The sequence below is a fragment of the Citrobacter rodentium NBRC 105723 = DSM 16636 genome, from assembly GCF_021278985.1.
Lineage (GTDB): Bacteria > Pseudomonadota > Gammaproteobacteria > Enterobacterales > Enterobacteriaceae > Citrobacter_A > Citrobacter_A rodentium.
In genome coordinates, this window is the sequence record NZ_CP082833.1 from 572,794 (window position 1) to 598,914 (window position 26,121).

At 53.1% G+C, this 26,121-nt stretch carries 16 protein-coding genes and 5 pseudogenes; 12 read left to right on the forward strand and 9 right to left on the reverse strand.

Annotated elements, in window-relative coordinates:
• Positions 1 to 1,573 precede the first annotated feature (1,573 nt).
• The 10 genes and pseudogenes from K7R23_RS02555 to K7R23_RS02595 form a co-directional block, all read left to right on the forward strand.
• Positions 1,574 to 6,937, forward strand: a pseudogene (locus K7R23_RS02555) (DUF3491 domain-containing protein); the annotation flags it as partial.
• Between the two features lie 17 nt (positions 6,938 to 6,954).
• A pseudogene (locus K7R23_RS25910) lies at positions 6,955 to 7,063 on the forward strand (N-6 DNA methylase); the annotation flags it as partial.
• Positions 7,064 to 7,134: 71 nt separating this feature from the next.
• Positions 7,135 to 7,311 (forward strand): annotated as a pseudogene (locus K7R23_RS02560) (TraX family protein); the annotation flags it as partial.
• 53 nt (positions 7,312 to 7,364) lie between these two features.
• On the forward strand, positions 7,365 to 8,042 hold the full coding sequence (gene tnpA / locus K7R23_RS02565; RefSeq protein WP_012904569.1) for an IS66-like element accessory protein TnpA: 678 nt from the start codon (positions 7,365 to 7,367) through the stop codon (positions 8,040 to 8,042).
• Positions 8,042 to 8,389, forward strand: coding sequence for an IS66 family insertion sequence element accessory protein TnpB (gene tnpB, locus K7R23_RS02570; RefSeq protein ID WP_012904570.1), 348 nt, complete (start codon positions 8,042 to 8,044; stop codon positions 8,387 to 8,389). The genes tnpA and tnpB overlap by 1 nt, the downstream gene beginning before the upstream one ends.
• 19 nt (positions 8,390 to 8,408) lie before the next feature.
• Entirely contained in the window at positions 8,409 to 9,980 is a 1,572-nt protein-coding gene (locus K7R23_RS02575; RefSeq protein ID WP_012904571.1) for an IS66-like element ISCro1 family transposase, read from the forward strand.
• 32 nt (positions 9,981 to 10,012) lie between these two features.
• Positions 10,013 to 10,323, forward strand: a pseudogene (locus K7R23_RS02580) (TraX family protein); the annotation flags it as partial.
• A gap of 106 nt (positions 10,324 to 10,429) precedes the next feature.
• Positions 10,430 to 10,969 (forward strand): annotated as a pseudogene (locus K7R23_RS02585) (glutathione S-transferase C-terminal domain-containing protein); the annotation flags it as partial.
• 129 nt (positions 10,970 to 11,098) lie between these two features.
• The gene (locus tag K7R23_RS02590) at positions 11,099 to 11,464 is read left to right on the forward strand and encodes a DUF805 domain-containing protein (RefSeq protein WP_012908647.1); all 366 of its coding nucleotides are present in this window, start codon (positions 11,099 to 11,101) and stop codon (positions 11,462 to 11,464) included.
• Between the two features lie 223 nt (positions 11,465 to 11,687).
• On the forward strand, positions 11,688 to 12,047 hold the full coding sequence (locus K7R23_RS02595) for a DUF805 domain-containing protein (protein WP_012908646.1): 360 nt from the start codon (positions 11,688 to 11,690) through the stop codon (positions 12,045 to 12,047).
• Between the two features lie 50 nt (positions 12,048 to 12,097).
• Here the strand turns inward: K7R23_RS02595 and yhaJ are convergent, their stop codons facing one another.
• Complete coding sequence (gene yhaJ / locus K7R23_RS02600; RefSeq protein ID WP_012908645.1) at positions 12,098 to 12,994, reverse strand: DNA-binding transcriptional regulator YhaJ; 897 nt, start codon at positions 12,992 to 12,994, stop codon at positions 12,098 to 12,100.
• Between the two features lie 104 nt (positions 12,995 to 13,098).
• Here yhaJ and K7R23_RS02605 point away from each other — a divergent pair, with 104 nt between their 5' ends.
• Positions 13,099 to 13,800 carry a pirin family protein gene (locus K7R23_RS02605; protein WP_012908644.1) on the forward strand — a complete coding sequence of 234 codons (702 nt, stop codon included), beginning with the start codon at positions 13,099 to 13,101 and terminating at the stop codon, positions 13,798 to 13,800.
• A 19-nt stretch (positions 13,801 to 13,819) separates the two neighbouring features.
• The gene (locus K7R23_RS02610; protein ID WP_167321447.1) at positions 13,820 to 13,981 is read left to right on the forward strand and encodes a hypothetical protein; all 162 of its coding nucleotides are present in this window, start codon (positions 13,820 to 13,822) and stop codon (positions 13,979 to 13,981) included.
• 78 nt (positions 13,982 to 14,059) lie between these two features.
• Here the strand turns inward: K7R23_RS02610 and K7R23_RS02615 are convergent, their stop codons facing one another.
• From K7R23_RS02615 to tdcA, 8 genes are all read right to left on the reverse strand, one after another.
• Positions 14,060 to 15,370 carry an L-cysteine desulfidase family protein gene (locus K7R23_RS02615; RefSeq protein WP_012908642.1) on the reverse strand — a complete coding sequence of 437 codons (1,311 nt, stop codon included), beginning with the start codon at positions 15,368 to 15,370 and terminating at the stop codon, positions 14,060 to 14,062.
• A gap of 21 nt (positions 15,371 to 15,391) precedes the next feature.
• Positions 15,392 to 16,723 (reverse strand): SLC5/6 family protein, encoded by a 1,332-nt coding sequence (locus tag K7R23_RS02620; protein WP_024133075.1) that lies wholly within the window; start codon positions 16,721 to 16,723, stop codon positions 15,392 to 15,394.
• 311 nt (positions 16,724 to 17,034) lie between these two features.
• On the reverse strand, positions 17,035 to 18,399 hold the full coding sequence (gene tdcG / locus K7R23_RS02625) for an L-serine ammonia-lyase (RefSeq protein ID WP_012908640.1): 1,365 nt from the start codon (positions 18,397 to 18,399) through the stop codon (positions 17,035 to 17,037).
• Positions 18,400 to 18,486: 87 nt separating this feature from the next.
• Positions 18,487 to 20,781, reverse strand: a complete 2,295-nt coding sequence (gene pflB / locus K7R23_RS02630) for a formate C-acetyltransferase (protein ID WP_012908639.1) — start codon at positions 20,779 to 20,781, stop codon at positions 18,487 to 18,489.
• Positions 20,782 to 20,812: 31 nt separating this feature from the next.
• The gene (gene tdcD, locus K7R23_RS02635; protein ID WP_012908638.1) at positions 20,813 to 22,021 is read right to left on the reverse strand and encodes a propionate kinase; all 1,209 of its coding nucleotides are present in this window, start codon (positions 22,019 to 22,021) and stop codon (positions 20,813 to 20,815) included.
• Between the two features lie 31 nt (positions 22,022 to 22,052).
• Positions 22,053 to 23,384: a threonine/serine transporter TdcC gene (tdcC, locus tag K7R23_RS02640; RefSeq protein ID WP_012908637.1), complete on the reverse strand. Its 1,332-nt coding sequence runs from the start codon at positions 23,382 to 23,384 to the stop codon at positions 22,053 to 22,055.
• Between the two features lie 34 nt (positions 23,385 to 23,418).
• A complete protein-coding gene (gene tdcB, locus K7R23_RS02645) occupies positions 23,419 to 24,408 on the reverse strand; it encodes a bifunctional threonine ammonia-lyase/L-serine ammonia-lyase TdcB (RefSeq protein ID WP_012908636.1) in 990 nt (329 codons plus the stop codon).
• Between the two features lie 98 nt (positions 24,409 to 24,506).
• A complete protein-coding gene (gene tdcA, locus K7R23_RS02650; protein WP_012908635.1) occupies positions 24,507 to 25,445 on the reverse strand; it encodes a transcriptional regulator TdcA in 939 nt (312 codons plus the stop codon).
• Positions 25,446 to 26,121 lie beyond the last annotated feature (676 nt).

Here is a 26,121-nt window from a genome sequence, read left to right on the forward strand (position 1 = left end):
CACCAAAATGGATGCTGCACTGACACAGATGCTGGAACAGTTCACCGGGGATAATGCTAAAGCAACCGTTCACTCCATCCGAGAGGCTATGTTCCGTCATTTCCAGAATATCCAGGTACCTACTGCTAAAGATATTCATCTGCTGTTTAACCGCGCCCCGGAATATGCCCTGACGCTCCCCCTCCATATACTTAAAAGTGTGTCAGATTCACTCACTATATGGACAGACAGCCCGCGCCTGCATGATGCCCGTCTCAAAGATATCTTCGGACGTATCGTCATAATGAAATTTATTGATGACAAAATTGATGCGCTGCGGGGAATTGATGTGGCAGCCGTGCCTGTTCAGGAAAAACTGAGTCCAAAGCATATCCAGTTATTGCAGGCCTATCGCCAACTGATGACCCGGATCCAGCCCGACCGTCACGAACGAGAAAGGTTGTTACAACAAATCAGCCTGGAGCCAGAACTTCACCGCTATATCCGACAGGTGGAAGCCTCGTTGGCCTTTCATACCCATAAGCTGCTTACCGAGAAAATTGCAGAATGGGGGCTACTACTCCGGCCTGAACAGCAACAGGCTTTCCTGCGCTATATTGATAAATACAATCATCAGACGCTTTCTCAACAAGCCAGACAATATCTGCAAATGCTTTCTGCACCAGCAGTAGTGTTGTCCACTCTTCCTGAGCAGGTGACAGTACGTGAACTGAGTGATTTCTTCACAGAGAACTCCCTCTATCAGCGCCTGAAAGCCGACCATTACACCTTTAATGACCGGGATACAATCATCCGTTTTCTGCTGGCGGCCGAAGGGAAACAGGGGCTGTTTACCAGTGAGCTGCAGCCTCCATTCTCTGAGGCGGTAAACGAGTTGATAACAGAACACCTGGGGGAAGAATATACCCGGATGCCAGCACTGAGGGAGGAACTGTATAAGGCAATGGAAAACCATCTGGCTCACCCACAGGAAACTTTCAGTATCGCCGTACCGCCGACTCTACCGGCGTCCTTACAGGAGAATTTTCAGGCATTTTCTTTATTGCTGTCCTTACTTCCTGCGGAACAGTGGTTTCAGATGCCAGTCTGGAGTACCCCTCTGCTTGGAACCGGTGTTCGTTTCAGCGCTGATGAGCATCAACTGACAGACCATGCCATTATTGCTGGTGAAAATCCGCTGCGTACCAGCACACGTAACTTTCTGTTCTATCTGGATGCCCTCTATTATTTTCACCAGCGTGCCATTGCCGGGCAACTGACCACCGAACGCGTTCAAAAGAAGCTACAGTCCCTGGGCATGACGGAGAGGTTCACATCAGAGAGGGTACAGTTCTTTGTCGAAAAAATGGCAACAAAACCTTATCAGTCTCTGACACAGATACACACCCTGCTGACACAATCCCCTACTCTTGCACAGGGAGCACTGATATGGTCAACGGAAGAGTACCCGTTGCTCAAAAAACTGATGCCAGATACCCTACTGGCTCACGAACTTTCGTCATCGTTACTGATATATGAAAGCCAGTTAGGGATTTTCCCCAAAGCTCCTGTGGCAGGCCCCTCAGGACAGCCACGATATACCTTGCTCTCCTGGCCTGAGTTTTACCGTGACCATGCACAACTCTGGTTTTCGCTGGCCAGAGGGCACGCTGCTGATACGACCGACTTCCATCCGCAGTCCCTCCTGATATCACAGGAAGGTCGTTGTATGGGGCTGGCCTGGCTTTACCTCCAGGCTGAAGATAGCATTCACTATGCCGTGTTACAGGAGAATCTGATGACGGTCAGTGCACTCCGTCAGACCCGCGAGCGTAGCCACCTGCCTCTCACAGAAGCCGATAATAGCTTACTGGACAATGCCCTCCAGCTGATTGACAAACTTCAGGTGCAGGGGAACCAGTACATCCAGAGCAATACATTTTTTAATAAAGCCTCGTGGCAACCTGACACCCTGGTGACACTGTTTTATAAAAAGGGCATTCAACATCTCCTGGTGACCACTCCCACCCATACATTGGTAGTGCAACAACTTGAAGACAGTTTCCGGGTCACCGATCCGAATTTCGGGCATGCAGACTTTGCTTCCCTCATGGATGCGCTGCACTTTATTGAGTCATCGGTGCAGTTAACCCCTGTGCTTCAACAGTATTACGGCCTGTCGGTGGGCCACGTCAGAAAGCAACTACAGGTATACTATACAGATTCAGAAGAAGCGCGCTACACGCTCCTGCAGGACGCCACAAACATACTGACTGACCGTCTTCAGCATACCACCGCTGACCGTCTGGCACAGCTGGCTGAACCGGTCGCGGTTGCTGGCGTCTCCCTGCCAGTAAAAATGCTTTATGATATCGGAGCCACCCTTGACGGCCGGCGTATCACTTCTCTCCCCACTCCGGAGCAAATCCCCTCCCTGCGTCTGAACGGTGAGGTGCTGCATGATTACCTCTCCCGCACAGTACTGACAACAGAACAGGCTAATAACATAAGAAAAATTCTGCAGACTCAGGGACTGTATAGTGGCACCCGCCTAATCGATCCGGATATGATTCGCGGGACGTATGATGATATGGCCTCCTCACAGGTTCGCCTGCAACGGCAGGCAACGCGGGTTAAACAGCAACTCGCCGGCGTACTGGAAACTCTGCAGCAACGCTTCCAGAGTGTTACCCGCTCATCCGGTCGTCATCTTTCTGTGGAACAGATTGAACTGACTGATGTCGGAAGCGGGCGATTCAGTCTTCAGGTTCGGGACGGAGAAACATTGCATCCTGTTTCTGTTGAAGCCCCGGATGTGGTATCCCGTTTTCAGAAACTCTCTACCATGCTTTCAGCCCTGCCTGCCAGCGGGGTCATGGATTTCGATCTCGGCATGAGTGTGGTCGGTATTGTTCAGTATGCCCGCATGCTACAGCAGGGGCAGGAAGACAGCACCCTGGCCAGGCTCAATCTGGCTATGGATATCAAACAACTTTCCGAAGCCACTCTCGGCAGCATGATTCAGATTGCCGGGAATAAATTTCTCAATACAGAGGGTATTCAGGGATTCAGACTGGAAAGTGCCGTGGCTGAAGGTCTGCGCTCAGCGGCAACCCGTACCGGAGGCACAATGGGCAAAGCACTCTCCGCCAGTGCCCGCGTTCTTGAACTGCCCGTACTGGAAACCGCTCTCGGTACCTGGAATCTGTACAACAGTGTCACCCAGCTCCAGCAGGCCACACGCCATTCTGATATTATGGCTGCCCGGGTACAGGTCGCCTTTGACTCCCTCTCTCTGGGGCTGGCTGTTGCTTCCGCGGTCTTCCCTCCTCTTATTATTGCCACCGGGCCTGTTGCCGCTATTGGTATGGGAGCATCCAGTATTGCCCGCAATGTGGCACTGAAAGAAGAACGCCATGAACAATGGCTGGAATATAAAAAATTCCTGACTGACGGCAGTAAACACATTGTCGTGGCCTCTCCGGAAAGAGGTTTGCTGGATTTCTCCGCAAACCAGGTACTTGGAAAAATGGTGCTGGATCTGCGTCAGTCCCCCCCTCTCCTGACCGGTGAACGCTCTTTTAACGCTGACAGAAAAATCGGTCATCGTCCGGACCTGGGGGACTGGCAGATTCGTGAGAAGGTGGGCTATGCCTACAGCATCAGCCCCTACTACGCCCTGGCACATGGTTACGCAAACAGTAAATGGCCCCGGTCCCTGCCGGAAATCCCTGCCGGAGAGTATGACACCATTATTCTTGGCTACGGTAAACAGTATAAGGCCAATACGGAAATAGAGTATCTGTCCAACAAAGTGGTCTGGCGGGAAGCTGTAGCGGACAGTACTTCCCGCGACCGGCGTCCTCCACTGGAAGTGCTTAACAGCCAGTGTACTGTGATAGCAGGAGAGCGTAAAACCACAGTCCTTCCCCTGAGGGTGCTTGATGAACTTACATCAGAACGTACAGAACAGGCTATATCGTTAAAAGATTATAAATTCATACTGAAAGGGGGCAGCGGTGGACTGACTGTTCAGGTAGGCGGAGCGGGAAATTATGATATTGATGCAAATCCTGCGGCACAAGAAAATATACTCTCCTTCCGTGGGCTGCCGGAAGAGTTTCCGCTCACCTTTGATTTATCAAAACAAACGCAGCCTGTCATGCTGAAAACAACAGACGGTGAGGTGCCGGTAATGACCATCACCCAGAAGGGGATAACCACCCTGGTAGGAACAGCCGCCGGTAAAGACAGACTAACAGGTAACGATGAGGACAATACCTTCCATACGAGCTCCGGTGGCGGTACTGTCATCTCTGGTGGAGGGAATAACCGCTATATTATCCCCCGCGATTTAAAAACGCCGCTGACACTGACGCTGTCTAATCACTCACTCTCTCACGAAATCCTTCTGCCAGAAACAACCCTGACAGAATTAAAACCTGATGCCTTTGAGCTGAGTCTGATTTACTGGGCCGGGAACAATATAAAAGTTCAGCTGGAGGATGAGACACAACTGAACCGTTTTGCCGGAAACTTCAGGGGGCATACCCGTGATGGCATAACTCTGGAGGCTGTTTCCCGGGAAAAGGGGACTCAGCTGGCGGTTTCATCATGTGATGTTCAACGCTGGCAGGCTGTTTATCCGGAAGAAAACAACAGACCGGATGCCATACTGGACAGGCTGCATGATATGGGCTGGAGTCTGGCACCGGAAGTCCGGTTCCGGGGGGGAGAAACATTCGCCAGCTATGCCCCCCTGACTCATCAGCTCGTTTACCAGCTTCAGGAGCGTTATTCGGAATTCCGGCTGACCGGCAGCCGCCATTATACCACGACTGTAACCGGAACCCCCGGAAGCCGGTATATTCTCATGGAGCCGGATACAGCACAGATATCACCGGTACAAATCATACTGGCCGGTGACAATGACCACCCGGAAACAATTGATTTGCTTGAGGCCGGTCCTGTTCTGGTTGAAGGGAAAAAAGACAAAGACAGCGTGATATTGACGGTTGCTACGATCCAGTATTCCCTTCAGCTGACAATATCCGGGATCGAAGACACGTTACCCGGTACAACCCGTGTGTCAATTCAGCCCCAGGATACCCGTTTGCTGAGTGACGTACTCCGGCTGTTACCGGAGGATGGTAACTGGGTGGGGATTTTCCGGAGTGGTTACAGGCCAACGATAAACCGGCTGGAAACGCTGATGACATCAGACCATGTAATGACGTTCCTGCCCCGGGGAGCCGGAAGTGCAGACCAGGTATTGTGCCTTGAGAATCTGAGTGGCGCCAGGAAAAAACTGGAAGGTGAATTACTCTCCGGCACGCTAAAAGGAGCATGGAAAGCCGATGGTAAGCCGCCGGTTCCGGTAAATATCTCGGAACTGAATATCCCTCCCCATTCACGGATGTATCTGGTTTTTGAAGGAGAAAAGAATGTGTTGCTACGCAGTAAAGTACATGCAGCTCCGTTGAAAATAAAATCCGGCGGAGAGATGCGGTTATCTGAAAGGCAGTGGCAGCAACAGGACAGTATTATTGTCAATCCCGACAAGTATGCCCCCTCATTAATACTTGAGGAATTTCGTCGTTTCAGTATTTCATCAGATGAAACATTTTCTTTAAAACTGATGTGCCATCAGGGTATGGTCCGTATCGATCGCAGAACATTATCTGTCAAACTTTTCTATCACCGTGAACAGACCGGTATTGGAAGTTTGCGTATAACGTTCAGGAATTTTTTCACAGAAGTGATGGATACAGAAGACAGTGAAATAATCGAGAAAGAACTGAGGCCCATTCTGATAGGTGACACACATCGCTTTATTAATTCCATTTATAAAGAGCATCTGAATGTAAAGTTAGGAGATGGAAACCTGAATCTGGCGGAAATCGTTATGGAGCACGCCCGTATTCAAAAGAAAGAAACGTCAGAAATAATCCATACAAGTCATGGTGCCATGCAAAAAAGTCCAGAGGGACTTTCCCTGATGGAAAATGCAATTACGACTATCAGTTTCACAACGGATTCGGGGAAAAAATTTCCGTCCTTCCACTCATGGTTCATTGAGGGATTATCTGAACGCTATGAGAGCTTACCTGCGACACCGAAAGCAGAGAGCTTATATTACCTGACACCAGAAGGTGACCTGCAGATAACATATCAGGTAGCTGAAAAAATGGTGAATCAGGCAATGATTGTCTCCCTGCCAAACTACCGGCAACAGTGGGAAAAATATCCTTTAAGTATTTTATCCGAAATCCCTCAGAACAATAATACTGTTGTGCATTCAGTCCTCAGGGTCAATGGACCCACAATGCTGAAGCGCACCATTGATTACAGAGGGACAGATATAAACAGTCCTGTAGTATCTTTTTCAGATACAACTTTCATAGATGGTGAACAGATGCTGAGTCATGGCTCGCGTTCCGCAAGACAATTCCGTTCCAGAGAAGAATATATGCTGTGGGAATTACAACAACGGGTATCTGAAGCCCCTAGCGCCCGGGCACAGGATAGCTGGTTGATGGATACTGTGGCAAGAAACGGTGAATGGAAAATCACCCCTGAAATATTGCGACACGCATCGGGATACGTCAGAACCACGGTGTCAGAATGGCCTTACGGATGGCTAAAAACAGGCACGATACTCCGGACTCCGGAAGATAAAAATACAATGGTATACCTGACCACCACGCAGAACAGTGTATTTCATCGTCAGGGCTCCGGATATCAGGTATATTACCGTATAAGCAACATTTATGGTGCGAATATAGTGGATAATGAACCTGGTGAAACCCTCTGTACTCTCAGGCCTGAAACATGTTTTGAAGTGACAGGTGTGGATGAAAGGCATTATGGAAGGAATATTATTTATGTCCTACTGGCTCCCTGTAGCAAAGACCACGCAGGGCAAAGTAAAACGCCAGGCGGTGACAGCCTTTTTTAACTGATTAAATTTCTTCTATCCATCTGTCATTGTTGGGCATTGCCACTGAAATGGTAACGGGAAATACACTCACAATGCAGTTTAACCGGGTACGGTAATACGCCAGCGTATTATGTGGATGGATTTGGGTTCGTGCCGTGATGTTTGACAACAATGCACAGACCCTGATGGACGGATGACGATCACCGTTGTCCGCCATGCAGCATGATGTCACCCGGCTGGCTGCGTTTGTGGCGATGGGGGGACCACATCGCCACAGCTTTCCTGATAGATATGCCCTTCCTGAACATGGCCGGGCGCTGTGCATTCCCTCTTTTTGCGCTGGTCAGCGACTGCAACATGGCAGGAAAACTTTACGTCAGCACAGCCTTAACGTAAGCGTCTCATTTAAACCGTCTGGTCTGTTTCCTCCGGCTCCACAAAAATAATGTCCATCATTTTTAGTGGACACTATCGTATGGAATACCGGACCTGGATTACTGAAGCTTTACGCCTTCACTTCGAAGAACATTTACCTCGGGTTGTGGCCGGACGTCGCCTGGGTGTACCAAAATCAACAGTTTGTAGTATGTTCGTGCGCTTTCGGAGAGCTGGCCTTTCGTGGCCTTTGCCCGCAGGCATGTCGGAGCAGGAACTTGATGCCTGCCTTTACGGACAATTTTCCACGGTACCAGTCGTACGTCCTGAAAGCACCGTTATATCCGAAACCCCCGTGGTAAAAAAACGTCCCCGGCGGCCCAACTTCCCTTATGAGTTTAAAATCGCCTTAGTGGAGCAGTCACTGCAGCCCGGAGCCTGTGTGGCGCAGATCGCCCGGGAAAACGGAATCAACGATAACCTGCTCTTCAACTGGCGCCATCAATACCGGAAAGGTGGCCTGCTGCCTTCCGGAAAAAATATGCCGGCACTGCTTCCCGTGACGTTAACGCCGGAGCCGGATAATAAAATCCCGGCCCCCGCACAGGAACCAGAGCAGATAAATACACCGTCCGACAGTCTGTGTTGTGAGCTGGTTCTGCCGGCCGGAACTCTCAGGCTTAAAGGTAAACTGACGCCGGCGTTATTACAGACACTTATCCGCGAAATAAAAGGGAGCAGCCACTGATGATATCTCTCCCTGCAGGTTCGCGTATCTGGCTGGTTGCAGGTATCACCGATATGCGAAATGGCTTTAACGGCCTGGCATCAAAAGTTCAGAACGTCCTGAAGGATGACCCGTTCTCCGGACACCTGTTCATCTTCCGCGGACGCCGGGGTGACCAGATAAAAGTGTTGTGGGCTGACAGTGACGGACTGTGCCTCTTCACCAAACGCCTGGAGCGGGGCCGCTTCATCTGGCCAGTCACCCGTGACGGCAAGGTGCACCTTACTCCGGCTCAGTTATCCATGCTTCTTGAAGGTATCAACTGGAAGCACCCGAAACGAACGGAACGCGCTGGAATCCGCATATAACCCGTTGTAAAGTGAGGATATGGACACCTCACTTGCTCATGAGAACGCCCGCCTGCGGGCACTGTTGCAGACGCAACAGGACACCATCCGCCAGATGGCCGAATACAACCGCCTGCTCTCACAGCGGGTGGCGGCTTATGCTTCCGAAATCAACCGGCTGAAGGCGCTGGTTGCGAAACTGCAACGTATGCAGTTCGGTAAAAGCTCAGAAAAACTTCGCGCAAAAACCGAACGGCAGATACAGGATGCACAGGAGAGAATCAGCGCACTTCAGGAAGAAATGGCTGAAACGCTGGGTGAGCAATATGACCCGGCACTGCCATCCGCCCTGCGCCAGTCTTCAGCCCGTAAACCGTTACCGGCCTCACTTCCCCGTGAAACCCGGGTTATCCGGCCGGAAGAGGAATGCTGTCCTGCCTGTGGTGGTGAACTCAGTTCTCTGGGATGTGATGTGTCAGAGCAACTGGAGCTTATCAGCAGCGCCTTTAAGGTTATCGAAACACAACGTCCGAAACTGGCCTGTTGCCGGTGCGACCATATCGTGCAGGCACCAGTACCTTCAAAACCCATTGCACGCAGTTATGCCGGAGCGGGGCTTCTGGCCCATGTTGTCACCGGGAAATATGCAGACCATCTGCCGTTATACCGCCAGTCAGAAATATACCGTCGTCAGGGAGTGGAGCTGAGCCGTGCCACACTGGGGCGCTGGACAGGTGCTGTTGCTGAACTGCTGGAGCCGCTGTATGACGTCCTGCGCCAGTATGTGCTGATGCCCGGTAAAGTCCATGCTGATGATATCCCCGTCCCGGTCCAGGAGCCGGGCAGCGGTAAAACCCGGACAGCCCGGCTGTGGGTCTACGTCCGTGATGACCGTAACGCCGGTTCACAGATGCCCCCGGCGGTCTGGTTCGCGTACAGCCCGGACCGGAAAGGCATACATCCACAGAATCACCTGTCCGGTTACAGCGGAGTGCTTCAGGCCGATGCTTACGGTGGCTACCGGGCGTTATACGAATCCGGCAGAATAACGGAAGCCGCGTGTATGGCCCATGCCCGGAGAAAAATCCACGATGTGCATGCAAGAGCGCCAACCGATATCACCACGGAAGCCCTGCAGCGTATCGGTGAACTGTATGCCATCGAAGCAGAAGTCCGGGGATGTTCAGCAGAACAGCGTCTGGCGGCAAGAAAAGCCAGAGCTGCGTCACTGATGCAGTCACTGTATGACTGGATACAGACTCAGATGAAAACACTGTCGCGTCACTCGGATACGGCAAAAGCGTTCGCATACCTGCTGAAACAGTGGGATAGCCTGAACGTGTACTGCAGTAATGGCTGGGTGGAAATCGACAACAACATCGCAGAGAACGCCTTAAGGGGAGTGGCCGTAGGCCGGAAAAACTGGCTGTTCGCGGGTTCTGACAGCGGTGGCGAACATGCGGCGGTGTTGTACTCGCTGATCGGCACATGCCGTCTGAACAATGTGGAGCCAGAAAAATGGCTGCGTTACGTCATTGAGCATATCCAGGACTGGCCGGCAAATCGGGTACGCGATCTGTTGCCCTGGAAAGTTGATCTGAGCTCTCAGTAAATATCAATACGGTTCTGGCGAGCCGCTTACGCCTTAACCGCCTGTGGCTGATGGCCCTTCTGGCCCAGCCGGGTTACTGGCTGGCCCTGAGGGACGCCGGGCTCATGTGGTGGCAACTAAATATCTTGTTCGCCTTCGCCGTTGTTATGCTGGTGACTCGCTTTCTACAGGCGGCGACCGTGCCTTAATGGCGTTGCGGCATTCTCGGCCCTGGTGGGGTATTTGCCGGTCAGTTCTGCCTGTTACGGCAACCCAGTCTGCTGATGCTCAGCCAGTGCATTGCTTATCTGGCAGGTCAGGATACGCTGCGCTACGCCCCGTCCTGTTTGCTGTCTGGCTGTTGCCGTACCAGCTGAACGCACTGAGACTAATTTCTCCTCTCCTCCCAGCGCTGATGATGAAACCCGCAGTAATGCAAAAGGGTTATTCCAAAATGCCGGTGGTTGATGTCAGAGATCATCCGCATGTTTAACACCGCGTTTGATGCGCTGGGCGCAAAAGCCGGAGATTATTACCCTGCTGATTTACGTGGCAGAATCGACGAGTTGAACGGCTGGATTTACGACAACGTGAACAACGGCGTTTATAAAGCCGGTTTCGCCACCAGCCAGCAGGCCTATGACGAGGCCGTAGAGAATGTGTTTACCCATCTTGCCCGGCTGGAGCAGATACTCGGTCAACACCGTTATCTGACGGGCGATCGCCTCACCGAAGCCGACATTCGGCTGTGGACCACTCTGATCCGCTTTGATCCGGTATACGTCACCCATTTCAAATGTGATAAGCGCCGCATCAGCGACTATCTCAATCTTTACGGCTTCCTGCGTGACATTTATCAGATGCCGGGGATCGCGGAGACGGTGAATTTTGATCATATTCGTCACCACTATTTCCGCAGCCATAAGACCATTAACCCGACGGGCATCATTTCCATCGGTCCGTGGCAGGATCTTAACGAACCGCACGGGCGCGACACCCGTTTCGCCTGACGCTCTGCCGCCATCGCCGGATGGCGGCGCAATTATTCAAAATACAAATATTTACCACATAACCATTCACAGCTATTCTTACCCTGATTGCTTTAAAAACAAGTGATTGACCCAAGGTTGAGGCAAAAAATGGATTGGTATTTAAAAGTTTTAAAGAATTATGTCGGGTTTCGCGGTCGCGCCCGTCGTAAAGAGTACTGGATGTTTATTCTGGTCAACATCATCCTGACGTTTGTGCTGGGGGTACTGGACAGAATGCTTGGCTGGCAGCGCGCCGGGGGAGAAGGCGTTCTGACGACCATTTATGGCATTCTTATCTTTCTGCCGTGGTGGGCGGTACAGTTCCGACGACTGCACGACACGGATCGTTCTGCCTGGTGGCTGTTACTGCTGTTGATTCCTTTTATCGGCTGGCTGGTCATTCTTATCTTTAACTGCCAGGACGGCACGTCGGGAAGTAACCGCTTCGGCCCGGATCCGAAAACACTCTCGTAAAATACTTAAAGGCAGAGAAAACTCTGCCTTTTTTTATAACGCTAAAATACCCTGCTGAGTTAATAAGTTACGGGCTAATAATTATTTCCGCTTACGATCGCTGATAATAATTAACTCTGATAATGATTATATGAAATTATCTTAAATAATACCGCTGAAAATGATTTAAGGATAATGTCATGATATATTGCCGTGGAGGTTGTTTTTTTAATAAGGATGTTTAATGAACTGGTATTTAGATGTATTAAGACAATATTCTGTATTTACAGGGCGCGCACGCAGAAAAGAGTACTGGATGTTTGTGCTGATCAACATGATTGTCAGCGCGATTATAAATGTCATTCAGTCGGTGGTCGGTATGGACGCTCCCTATATTTCGATGCTTTACAGCCTGGCCGTCCTGCTACCCAGCATTGCCGTAGCGGTTCGTCGTCTGCATGATACCGAGCGTTCCGGCTGGTGGTTATTGCTGAGTCTGATTCCGATTATCGGGACCATAGTTATTATTGTGTTCCTGTGTCAGCACGGCACCGCCGGCAGCAACCGCTTCGGCGCTGACCCCAAACAGGGCGAAATAAATTAAGTGGGTTCGGGGCAAGCATATTGCCCCGACTTTTATTGCAGCAGCAAAAATTATTTTCCGTGAAAGAGCTTCGGAATTTCACGCAGGCACCAGGCTTTCGCTTCGCCCATACTGTCACGCCGCCAGGCCATAATAATATCAATCTCGCTGGTGGATTCCGGGCTGACCACCCGCAAACGCCCTTCGGCAATATCCTGCTCCACCAGCGGATACGGCATTGTCGCCACCCCTAACCCCGCCAGCAGCGCCTGGCGCTTATCCTCAATGGTGCTGACGGTCAGACGCGGTTGTTTATCCAGCAGTTGTACCGTTAACACCGGGCGCTCGCGGGCGGTATCCGCCACCGCCACGCCGCGGTATTTTACCCGCGTCACTTCAGACAGCGGCTCCGGTTCCTGATGGATCGGGTGATCCGGCGCCGCCACGTAGACGTTCATCAGAGTGTACAGTTTGCGCGAGTTAATTTCGGACGATGAGCGGAAGTGCATATCCGGCGCGATAACAATGTCGGCTTTCCCCTGCTCCAGTCGCTCCCAGGCACCGGCCAGCACTTCGGTGACAACGGAAAGCTGCGTACTGGCTTTGGCGGCCAGCTTGTCGATAAGCGGGAAAAAGGCGGGCGTCGGCACCAGCGCTTCCGTCACGATGGTCAGATGCGTTTCCCAGCCGCGGGCCAGCGCTTCGGCATCGGTGGTCAGCTTGTCCGCCGCCTCCAGCAGAACGCGCCCTCTTTCCAGCAGCATACGGCCGACGTTGGTGAACTTCGTTCGGTGCCCGGAGCGGTCAAACAAAACCACATCCAGCTCCTCTTCCAGCTTCTGCATGGTGTAACTGAGCGCGGATGGTACGCGCCCCAGCTCGTCCGCCGCCGCCGCAAAGCTGCCGCGACGGTCGATAGCGTCCATCACGCGTAACGCCTCCAGCGTTAATGCCCTCTCTTTGGCCATATCGTTCTCATTCAGGAAATTTGAACATACCGGGCAGAATATCTGGCTAACAATGCAGCGTCCAGCCCCTTAACATAAAAGGAAGTAAAGAGAGGTCAAGAATTATGATTACTACCCGAACAGCCAAACAGTGCGGACAGGCAGACTATGGATGGTTGCAGGCTCGTTACACCTTCTCCTTTGGACACTACTTCGACCCCAAGCTGTTGGGCTATGCTTCGCTGCGCGTACTCAATCAGGAAGTGCTTGCGCCGGGCGCCGCCTTCCAGCCGCGCACCTACCCTAAAGTGGATATTTTAAACCTGATCCTGGACGGCGTTGCTGAATACCGCGACAGCGAGGGCAACCATGTCCAGGCAAAAGCGGGCGAAGCGCTGCTGCTTGCCACCCAGCCAGGGATTAGCTACAGCGAACATAACGTCAGCAAGGACAAACCGCTGACGCGGATGCAGCTGTGGCTTGACGCCTGCCCGGAGCGCGAAAACACGCTGGTCCAGAAGATGGCGCAGGCGAACGCGCAGCAACAGCTTATCGCCTCGCCGGACGGCGAAAACGGCAGCCTGCAATTACGCCAGCAGGTCTGGGTGCATCATATTGCGCTGGCGCTGGGGGAATCCCTGAGCTTTCAGCTGAACGGCCCCCGCGCCTACCTGCAATCCATTCACGGTACGTTTCACGCGGTGACCCACAACGAAGCGCGTGAGGCGCTGTCCTGCGGCGACGGCGCGTTTATTCGTGATGAAGCTAACATAACGCTCGTCGCCGATTCGCCGCTGCGCGCTTTGCTGATAGATTTGCCGGTGTAGCCGGTAAATGGAGTTGCATATGAGCAAGAAAAACAAAAAACAGGCGTCCGCGAAGCCCTGCGTGGTACCAGAGACCAACGTTGTTTCCCGTTCCTTTGGCTACGAGGAGATGCTGAGCGAGCTGGAAGCGATTATCGCCGATGCCGAAGTACGGCTGGCCGAGGAAGAGGCGACCGCCTGACCAGGCGCAAACCGCCGCAACGTATTGCCGGATAGCGGCGCTACGCGCCTTATCCGGCCTGTGTTTTATTCCGCTTACTTAGTGCGCTTTACGGGCCATAATCTCAATGATCTGCCTGTCCGTTTGCTGCATCGCATGACTGGCCAGCGAGCACAGGTTAGCAATAGACTGTTCCACATCGTGCGCCACAATTCCTTCGTTACCGGTGACCGCCGTGTCATCCAGCGCCATAAGCACCGCTTTCCACGCCGCCGATGCGCTGGTTGAAACTTTCATCGCGCAGCTGTTTGACGCGCCGTCGCAAATCATGCCGCTGACGTCGCCGATCATACTGCCGATCGCCATTGAGATGGTGCTGTAACGCCCGTCCACCAGCCACGCCATTCCCGCCGCAGCCCCCATCGCCGCGGTGGTCGCCGCGCACAGCGCCGACAACCGCGGAAGCTGATGGTGGATATAGATAGCGCTCAGATGGGAGAGCATCAGCGCGCGCGCCAGCTTCTCTTCATCTGCGCCAAAATGCTCCGCCACCACCATCACCGGCACCGTGGCGGTAATGCCCTGGTTGCCGGAACCGGAGTTACTCATGGCAGGCAGCGTCGCCCCGCCCATGCGGGCGTCGGACGCCGCGCTGGTGCGGATCAGGATCGCCGTGGAGAGATCGTTAGCCAGCAGCCCGCGCGTGCACTGTTTTTCCAGCGTCGCGCCGATATGCAGCCCCCAGTTTCCCCGCAGCCCTTCCCGCGACAGCGCGCCGTTGAGCCGGGCGGCATCGAGAATGAAGCGGATGTCGTCAAACGGTACGGCGTTAACAAACGTCAGAATCTCTTGCAGAGAGGTTTCCGTCAGCACATCCAGCGGCGACGCCTGCGCTTCGCCGTCTGCGCGCGCTTCCTTCACATACTTCACGCCGGTATGGGTTTCAATGCGCACGATGTTGGTATGCCCGCCGACAATCGTCACGCAGGCCCAGCCGTCGCGGCTATAGACCTTCGCCCGGGAAAAGAGGATCTCATCGCACGGCTGCTGCAACATCACCGACACCTTCCCGGCTTTCAGCATCGCTTTCGCGTCGCTGATGGCCTGGGCGGAAGCGTCTTTCAGCACCTCCAGTCCGGCGTCGCCGTTGCCGCCCAGCGCGCCGAGCGCCGCGGCGATAGGCAGCCCCACCATGCCGGTGCCGGGTACCGTCACGCCCAGACCGTTTTTCATCAGGTTTGGCGAGACCCAGGCGTCAATACGCTCTACCGCGCCGTTCAGCTCAGCGGCGGCCACCGCTGCCGCCAGCGCCAGAGAGATGGGTTCCGTACAGCCCAGCGCTGGCTTCACCTCCTCCTGCACTGCGAGGATAAAACGCTGCCACAACGGATTTTCTGTAGTCTCAAACATAACAACAACCTTAAGGGTAGATCAGGAGAATGCCAGGAATGGGGATACGCACAGCAGCAAACCGGTGACGATAATCAGATACAACGACGCCCCTTTGTATTTGTGCAGTGCGGGAACTTTGTAGACCAGCCAGGCCGGGATCAGACATCCCACCATGCCGAAGATTGGGCTACAGATAGAGGTAAAGCTCAGTACCGGCGCGTTCAGCACGATGGCGCTCCAGGCCAGCAAAATCGCGAACAGCATGATGCCGCGCTGTACCAGGGTTTCGTTGATCTTTTCCGCTGGCAGCCTGCGGCGCAGCAGGTTCATGACAATACCCTGCGTCGCTTCACGAAAGCCGAGGTAAACGCCAAAGAAGGCGGTCATTACCGCGAAAATATTGAGGATCACGCTGACCCCTTTCACCCAGCCCGCGCCCACGCCGTTAATAAACTGCGCCGCAATCGCCAGCGCGGAAATGTTCTGTTCGTAGGCTTTCACCGCTTCGTCATGCCCCATCGCGAGGGTAAAAGAGACGGCATAGAAGAAAACGGTGACAAACAGGATGCCGAAGGCGATGTTCATCGCGCGCAGCGCCTTATGGCGCGCCACCTCAACGGACTTCTCGCGGGAGCGATAGGAGATCACCATCGGGCTCAGGGTCTGAATGAACAGGATCGAGGTCAGAGTAAACGGCAGCGTGATGATGGCGTTTTTCACCAGCAGCGCCAGCGGCGGAAGCGCGCCAATGTTATACAGACGCCACATGCCCACCATCGACACTCCCAGCGCCGCCACCACCAGCAGTTTGGTCAGCACCATGCCGGTGGAGATTTTGAACAGCAATTTCTCACCGCGCGAGGAGATAGCCACCAGAATGCAGATCAGCACCAGGCCATAGAACGGGCTGTCGGAGAGCAGTCCTTCGGTGACGCCGAAGGTGTGCAGATACGAGGCGCTGTCGTTAGTGATCGCCGTGGAGTAAACGAACATCCAGATCACCAGCATGACAAAATAGAGCGCGCCTAACAGGATACCCCAGTTTTTCCCGAGGTAGCCGCTGATGACGCTCGGGTAGTCTTTACATTCCGGGGATTCCGCAAGGGTGTTAATAAATAAGCGCTGAAAAAGATACATTGCCGGGTAGCCAATGATCGATGAGAGCAAAAACACCCATAGCCCCATCAGACCGACCTGCACCGGAAGAAAAACGATCCCTGCGCCAATCGCCATCCCGATACTCATAATCACCCAGCCGGTGTCGGTACTGTCGAATTTGATGGCTTCGCGCCATTCGCTTTCGCTCATTCCCGCACGACGCGCCGGAGTGGAAGCGTCGAGGATCGCACTACTGTTCGTTGCCGTTTCCATAAAATTCTCGCTAAATATGTAGGGTAAGTTTTTATATTTTTTTCATGCCGCATCAGGGCGATACGCGGTATGAGGCTTTGCAGGCGAGTTAGTAGAATGGAAAAATCATAGCGCCGGAGGCAGAGAAAAACTTCACAAACAAACCATTATAATTGCGCATGGTTAAGAAAAATTTTCTCTTAAAAATGTTTTTTATGATTAAATATTCTTAATTTGAGGCCGATCACAACAAAAAAGCACACCGAAGTGTGCTTTTTTTATTGATGCCGCTGGGGTGGCGAACACCGCTCAGAAGAGCGGTAGCGCGTCCGCTAACTGCATACGACCTTAATCGCCAGCCCGCCGCGCGACGTCTCACGATATTTATCGTTCATGTCTTTACCCGTTTCGTACATCGTCTCGATGACTTTATCGAGCGACACCCGCGGCTGCGAGGTGCGCCGTAAGGCCATACGCGCGGCGTTAACCGCTTTTACCGCGTTAATGGCGTTGCGCTCGATGCAGGGAATTTGCACCTGTCCGGCGACCGGATCGCAGGTTAACCCGAGGTTGTGCTCCATAGCGATTTCCGCCGCGATGCACACCTGCGCCGGACTGCCGCCGAGCAGCTCCGTCAGCCCTGCCGCTGCCATCGAGGCGGCGACGCCGACCTCTCCCTGACAGCCGACTTCTGCGCCGGAGATCGAGGCATTCATCTTATACAGCGCGCCAATCGCCCCCGCCGCCAGCAGGTAGCGGGCAATAGAGTTGGCGTTCACCGGGCGGCGGAACTTATCGTAATAGGCCAGCACCGCCGGAATAATGCCGCACGCTCCGTTGGTCGGCGCGGTCACCACCCGTCCGCCCGCGGCGTTCTCTTCGCTGACCGCCAGCGCAAACATGTTGATCCAGTCGATAACGTTCATCGGATCGCTGGAAAGCTTATCGCTGGAAACCAGTAAACGCCGCAGCGCTACCGCCCGTCGCGGAACGTTAAGCGGACCGGGCAAGACGCCTTCGGTATTCATCCCGCGCTCAATGCCCGCGCTCATTACCTCATAGATACGCGCAAAACCGCTGTCGATTTCCGCTTTACTGCGCAGCGCCAGTTCGTTTTGCATCATCAGCCCGGAAACCGACAGCCCGTTGCGTTCGCACAGCTTCAGCAGTTCGCTGGCGGAGTGAAAGTCGTAAGGAACCGGCGTTTCCACTTCATGCGCCAGTCCAAAACGCGACTCTTCGACAATAAAGCCGCCGCCGATGGAATAGTACGTTTGGCTTAATAACGGCTGTTGGTTTTCCCAGGCGTTAATTCTCATGCCGTTTTCATGACGAGGCAGCGCCTCAGCGTGAAAAATTATGCTCTCAGCAAGCGGAAAATCCACCACATGGCGACCTTCGGCGACCGACAGACGACCGGTGCGGGCGACGTCCTCAATAAACGCCGGAATGGCGTCAATATTGACGCTCTGCGGACTGTTCCCCGCCAGCCCCATGATAATGGCGGTATCGGTGGCATGGCCCTTTCCGGTCAGCGACAGCGAGCCGTACAGCTCCACCGTGATCCTTGTTGCGCGTGACAGGTTGCCGCTGCTGACCAGTTGATCGATAAAACATTTGCCTGCATTCATCGGCCCTACGGTATGGGAGCTGGAAGGGCCAATGCCAATCTTAAAAATATCGAATGCGCTAATCATATCTGCCCCCTCGGAATGCCGTTCAGTGAAGACCAGGTTTACACACGCATTGTGATTCGGGGCGATCCGCTGACCGCCCCGATAACGTTACATCGCCTGGGTGAAAGTACGCGAAATGACGTCCTGCTGCTGCTCACGGGTCAGCGCGTTGAAGCGCACGGCGTAGCCGGAGACGCGGATCGTCAGGTTCGGGTAGTTTTCCGGATGTTCGATGGCATCCAGCAACATCTCCCGGTTCATTACGTTAACGTTCAGATGCTGCCCGCCTTCCACATGCGCCTCGTGGTGGAAGTAGCCGTCAAGCAGCCCGACGAGGTTGGTTTTCCGTACCGGCTCGTCTTTGCCCAGCGCCGCGGGGACAATTGAGAAGGTGTACGAAATACCGTCTTTGGCATAGGTGAACGGCAGCTTCGCCACCGAGGTCAGCGAGGCGACGGCCCCCTTGCGGTCGCGCCCATGCATCGGATTTGCCCCCGGCGCGAACGGCGTTCCGGCGCGGCGACCGTCCGGCGTATTGCCGGTTTTTTGCCCGTAGACCACGTTGGAGGTGATGGTCAGAATGGACTGGGTCGGCACCGCATTGCGGTAGGTTGGCAACACCTTAATTTTCTTCATAAAGCGTTCAACCAGGTCGCAGGCGATGCTGTCCACGCGCTCGTCGTTGTTGCCGTACTGCGGATAGTCGCCTTCGATAACGAAATCGACCGCCAGCCCGTTATGGTCGCGCACCGGCTTCACCTTCGCGTATTTAATCGCGGAAAGCGAATCCGCCGCCACCGACAGCCCGGCGATACCGCAGGCCATAGTGCGATAGACGTCGCGATCGTGCAGCGCCATCAGCGAGGCTTCATAGCTGTACTTGTCGTGCATGTAGTGAATGATATTCAGCGCGCTGATGTACTGCACCGCCAGCCAGTCCATAAAGTGGTCGAGGCTCTCCATTACGGTATCGTAATCCAGCACGTCATCCATTAACGGCGCGGTTTTCGGTCCGACCTGGATCTTCAGCTTCTCATCCACGCCGCCGTTGATCGCATACAGCAGGGTTTTCGCCAGGTTGGCGCGGGCGCCAAAAAACTGCATCTGTTTGCCGATCACCATCGGACTGACGCAGCAGGCGATGGCATAGTCGTCGCTGTTAAAGTCGCTGCGCATGAGGTCGTCGTTTTCATATTGCAGCGACGAGGTGGTAATGGACACCTGCGCGGCATACTTTTTGAAGGCCACCGGCAGCGCTTCAGACCACAGCACGGTCAGGTTCGGCTCCGGCGCCGGTCCCATGGTGTGCAGGGTATGCAGGTAACGGAAAGAATTCTTCGTCACCAGCGTGCGGCCATCCAGTCCCATTCCGCCGATCACTTCGGTCGCCCAGATCGGATCGCCGGAGAAGAGAGTGTCGAACTCTGGGGTGCGCAGGAAGCGAACCATGCGGATCTTCATGATGAAGTGGTCGATCAGCTCCTGCGCCTGCTGCTCGGTCAGGATCCCCGCGTTAAAGTCGCGTTCAATGTAAACGTCGAGGAAGGTCGCGGTACGACCCAGCGACATCGCGCCGCCGTTCTGTGATTTTACCGCCGCCAGGTAGGCGAAGTAGAGCCACTGCACCGCTTCCTGAGCGTTACGCGCCGGACGCGAGATATCAAAACCGTACTTCGCCGCCATCTCCTGCATTTGCAACAGCGCGCGGCGGTGCTCCGCCAGCTCCTCGCGCAGACGAATGGTGGCCTCCAGGTTCTGCCCCCACTCCAGGTTTGACTGGAGATCGGCGAACTGCAGTTCACGCTCGCGGACCAGATAGCGGATGCCGTACAGCGCCACGCGACGATAGTCGCCGATAATACGCCCGCGGCCATAGCCGTCCGGCAGGCCGGTCAGTACGCCGGATTTACGACAGCGCAGCATGTCCGGAGAATAGACGTCAAAAACGCCCTGATTGTGGGTTTTGCGCAGATCGGTGAACAGATATTCGAAGTTCGGATCCATTTCGCGACCGTAAGCCTCAAACGAGCTTTTGATCATGTTGATGCCGCCAAACGGATGCAGGGCGCGCTTGAGCGGTTTATCCGTTTGCAGACCGACGATCTTCTCCAGCGACTGCTCAATATATCCCGCGTCGTGCGCGGTAATGGTGGTGGCGATATTGGTGTCGAAATCGACCGGCGCGTGGGTGGCGTTTTCGGTACGAATGCCCGCCATCACTTTTTCCCATAATGCGCTGGTGGCCGGGGTCGCCTCCGCGAGGAACGATTCGTCTCCCTCATAGGGCGTATAGTTGTGCTGAATAAAATCACGGACATTAATTTCTTCTTTCCAGTCCGTTCCTTTAAAGCCCTGCCAGGCGTCGGCGTACAGCATATCGCTGGTATCGATATTTACCTTCATGAAAATCTTCTCTCTACAGAACAGCAATGAATTAAGCGAATTCCACCGGCGCGTGAATACGGCCTAATTGAATCGCATCAAGCGCTATCATTTTCTCTTCGTTGGTTGGAATAACGGCGCACCGGACCCTGGCGTCGCTGGCGGAAATAATGCGTTCGCCGTGACTATTCGGCAGGCTGTTTTTGTCGACGTCGATATTCACCCCCAGCACGGCCAGACGCTCAGTCACCAGCTGACGCACTAACACCGAGTTCTCGCCAATGCCGCCGGTGAAAATAATGCCGTCCAGGCGGTGTAACGACGCCGCATGTCCGGCTATGTGCCGGGCGATGCGGTGAACGAAGGTTTTAATCGCCAGCTGCGCGCGCTCATGCCCCTGATGCCATGCCTTTTCCAGCACCCTTAAGTCAGACGACAAACCGGAGATCCCCAGCAGACCGGACTCCTTATTCACCACCCGCTCCAGATCGCTCAGGCTCTGGTGGGTTTCGCTGGCGATCCACGCCATCGCGCCGAAGTCGACGTCGCCGCTGCGGGTGCCCATCATCAGCCCCTCCAGCGGCGTCATTCCCATTGAGGTGTCCACGCTTTTCCCGTTGCGAACGGCGCAGACGGAAGCGCCGTTGCCGAGATGCGCGACGACCAGACCGGAATCGTCGTCGGCAAGCTCAAGCAGCGCGTGCGCGCGTCGGGAAACATAGCGGTGTGATGTACCGTGGAAGCCATAGCGCCGCACGCCCAGTTTTTCAAACCAGGCCCACGGCAGGCCGTACAGATAGGCCTCTGGCGCCATTGTCTGATGAAAGCTGGTATCAAAAACGGCAACCTGGGTTACGCCAGGGAACAGTTGCTGCGCGGATTCAATACCGCTCAGGTTGGCGTAATTATGTAACGGCGCCAGCGGCGACACCCGGCGGATATTGTCGATGACCTCATCGGTAATTACCGCCGATTCGGTGAAAATATTGCCGCCGTGGGCGATGCGGTGGCCAATTAAGGCCACGCTGTCGTTTAAATTACGTTTTTCCAGTTCAAAGGCGATCGCCTTTAACGCCCCTTCGTAGCTGTGGTGGGCCAGCTTAACCGGCTCACCGCCATTGACCGCGAGGAAGGCGTCTTCAGAATTAATGCCGTCGGCAATACCCGCCATTAACACTTCACAGTCATTGGCGTCGAGCACTGAAAACTTCACTGAGGACGAACCGCAGTTGATCACCAGAACTACCGGAAACTCTTTCATTTCACTACTCCGCTCATCCTGAGGCTCAGGATTAAAACAGTTTGTACACGATGTTCAGAATGGTCAGCAGACCAATGACGGTGACAAACACGTTATCCAGACGGCCACGGTATTTCGCCAGCGAAGGCGCTTTACGGATGGCGTACATCGGCAGCAGGCAGAGCAGCGAGGCGATAATCGGCGCGCCCATCGCTTCAATCAGGTCCAGGATGTTCGGGTTGGCGTAAGCCACGACCCAGGTGGAGCCCATGATGAAGATCATGCTGATGGTATTGAGCTTGCCCAGCGAGATTTTGGTTTTATCGCCTTTATAACCAAACTTGAGGATCAGACCGTTCAGCCCTTCCAGCGTGCCCAGATAGTGGCCGAAGAATGACTTGAAGATGGCGACCAGCGCGATAATCGATGCGCCGTACTCAAGGGTAATGGCGAAAGTCGACTTCGTGCCGGACATCGAGGCAAAGTGGTTCGCCAGATAAGAGAGCACCGGAATGTTCTGCGCTTTTGCATCCGCCATATTTTGCGGAGAGAGGGTAAACAGGCAGCTGAAGGCGAAGAACATCACCACCGCGACCATCAGCATGCTGGCGCGGGAGATGATCTGCGAACATTTCTGCTCGGTAAAGTTGCGACCAAAGCCTTTCTCGTACTCTTCACGCTTGGACACCACGAACGAGGAGACAATCGGCGAGAAGTTGAAGGAGAATACCATGATCGAAATACCGAGCCAGACGGTAACCAGAATGCCATCGTGTCCGGTCAGCGAGATAGCGCTGAGATTCACCTGATCGATGACCGCAGAGTTCCAGTACGGGATCAGCGACAGCGATATCAGCACCAGGCTGGCGATAAACGGCCATACCAGGTAGCTCATGACCTTGACCATCAGATCCTTACCAAACCAGATGACGAACGCCATCAGCAGCAGCAGGAACAGGGCGACAAAGCCACGGTTCAGCGCCGGTAGCTGCAACTGGTTTTCCCAGAAGGTCATGAAGGTGTTGGTTATGGTGACGCCATAGATCCACAGCAGCGGGCAGATGGCGAAGAAATAGAGGAAGGTAATGACCACGCCGCCGGTCTTACCAAAGTGCTCCTCTACCGTTTCGGTGATGTTGCCGGACGGGTTCGACCCGGACAGGCACAGACGCGCCAGCGCGCGGTGGCAATAAAAGGCGATGGGGTAGGCCAGCACCAGCATTATAAGAATGGGGATTAAGCCGCCGAAGCCTGCGCGGATAGGGAAGAACAGCACCCCGGCGCCGATGGCGGTGCCAAATAAGCCCAGCGTCCAGGTGGTGTCCGATTTACGCCAGGACGACTGTTTTGTCTGGCTGGAGACCATGCTATCAGTAGTACTCATATCCTGTCCTCAACGAAAAGATAAAAAGTCGGTATTAAGCGTCCGCTAAACCGGTAATTTGCGATACACGGGAAAGATCGATATTGCCGCCAGAAATAATGCTTACCGTTTTTCTGTTCTGTATATAGTTGTCTAATTTCCCGCTTAATAATGCAGCGCAGGCTAGGGCGCCTGCACCTTCGGTTATCACCTTATTACGCTGAATTAAGGCGATCATGCTGTTGCGTATTTCGTCTTCGCTTACCAGCACAATGTCGTCGACTAATTCGCGCACGATTTCGTAAGTTAAATTACCCGGGCGGGAAACATCGCAACCATCCGCCAGGGTGCCGGTCGTTCGGTGGGTGGTTATTTCTCCGGCCTGATAAGAAGCAGCCATGCCGTGGACGTTTTCCGCCTGCACGCCAATAACGTTAATCGTCGGGTTAATGGATTTAATGGCGATAGCAATCCCGGCAATTAAACCGCCGCCGCCGATTGGCACAATCACGTTATCGACGTCATAGAGATCTTCCATAATTTCCAGACCGATGGTGCCCTGACCGGCAATGACTTTCGGATCGTCATACGGCGGAATAAAAATACGCCCTTCGGTTTCCACAATTTCGCTGACTTTGGCAATGGTATCGTTGAAGTTATCGCCATGAAGAACAACTTCAGCCGAGTAGTCGCAGGTCGCGGCGACTTTCGACTTCGGCGCGCCTTTTGGCATCACCACTTTGCCGTCAATGCCGAGCATGGCGCAGGAGAGCGATACCCCCTGCGCGTGGTTGCCCGCAGAACAGGCGACCACGCCCTTGCGTTTTTCCGCGTCAGTGAGTGAACTTAATTTGTTAAAAGCGCCACGGATTTTAAATGAACCGGTGCGCTGCATATTTTCGAACTTAAGGAAAATTTCGCCCTTGCAACGTTCACTAAAATAATTGGAACGCGGCATACCCGTTTTATATATTTTACCCGCCAGGCGTTTTTTTGCTTCGAGGATATCGTCAATAGCAACCGGAAGATCGTAAGTAATGTGCATTGTAACCTCTTACTTAATTTTAAGTAATAAATGGTCGTGACCAACGGCTGATATTCAGCACGATGGCGTTCAATTGGGCTTAACTAAAATTTACTTAGCTAGTCGATTTCAATTAATTGCTTGCGTCTGTATCCCTTATAAGATGAATACTCTTTGGCTAATTCCACCAGAACCGATGCGGCTTTTTTAATCCGATAATTTTTTGACCATATCGCGGCATAATGCGCAACCGGCAGCGATTCTTCGACGGGCAGAGTAATAAACTGATTAGAACCGAAGGGCGCGGTCATGTCACAGGGAATAACGGTCAGAAAATCAGCATTGAGAACAAGATTATAAATCGTGACGACGGAGTCGGTTTTAACGATGTTTTCAATGCTGATGCCATTTCTTTGCAGGGTGGTAAGGAGTTCGCTGTAGTAGCCCATATTGGTTTGCGGCAACACCCACTGTTCGTTCTGTAGCGATTCCAGCGTGGTGGTGCCGGTGCATGTTCGGGATTTATTCGCCACCAGCACAAACTCCGACTCGAAAAGCGGCTCCACGTGCAGATCCTGCAATTTCATTTCCGCGCTGAGCGTACCAATGGCGAAGTCCAGACGCCCGTCGCGAATCGCCGGCAGAAATGAGGAGAGCTGCGCCTCATACATGGAGACCTGCGCTTTGGGGTACACCTCTTTAAATTTCTGGATCATGTCAGACATAAAGGTAAAGCCAATCAGCGATGGAAATCCGAATGAGACGTCGACCACCGCGCTGTCGGTCATGCTGTTCATCTCATTCACCATGTTTTTCATCTCGCGGGTGATGGATTCCGACCATGAGAGCAGCACCTGCCCGGCCTGGGTTAAGGTGACGCCGGTATTTTTCCGCACCACCAGCTCAACGCCGAAATAAGCCTCTATATCATTAATAATTTTACTCACCGCCGGTTGCGTTAAGCCTAATTCTTTCGCAGCAGAACCGATAGAACCACTTCGGATGACTTCCTGAAAGACCACTAACTGCTGTGTTTTTGGCAGAGCAAACGTATTCATATCGACCCGCGCTAATAACTTTATTGACGGCGTGAAGTGTAACAAACTACGAGAAGAAGGATATGTGCGACCACTCACAAATTGCCTGACCCTCTATTTTAAAAGGACAGGGATAAATTATTAATTACTTTAAAATCAATGAATTAAATAAATATTAAGTCACTTTAGTCTGATTTTAGTCAAAAAAACAGGGGGGGATAACAATAATTTATGGCAATAACATAGGGTATTTTATGGTTATTTCAAAACGTAACGAATGACGATATTTCAATCAATTATCGCGCAATTAATGTGCGAATTTTCTATTAAATTTAATGCGCAATTTATCAAATATAATTATATTCAAAACATAAGATGGGTTAAATATTGGGGTAAGTCACATTTTCCCGGCTTATTTGTTCGCAAATAAACATTTTATTTATCAATAATTAAATATAAGCATACAAATAATTATCGTTTAATACAAATCATTAACACTGAGATTTTGCGATTTTCTGGAGGGTAATTTTGTGAAGTTGCGCAGTTTGCTTTCTTTTATATCGACAAATACGCAAACTGCGACATTTTGCGTCGACGATCACATAATAAGAAATTTCTTGCGTATGAGGGGAAACAGACAGCCTGGAGCGATGTGACGCAAAGCAAACCGACGCGCTTCGCATCACACCACTGACGA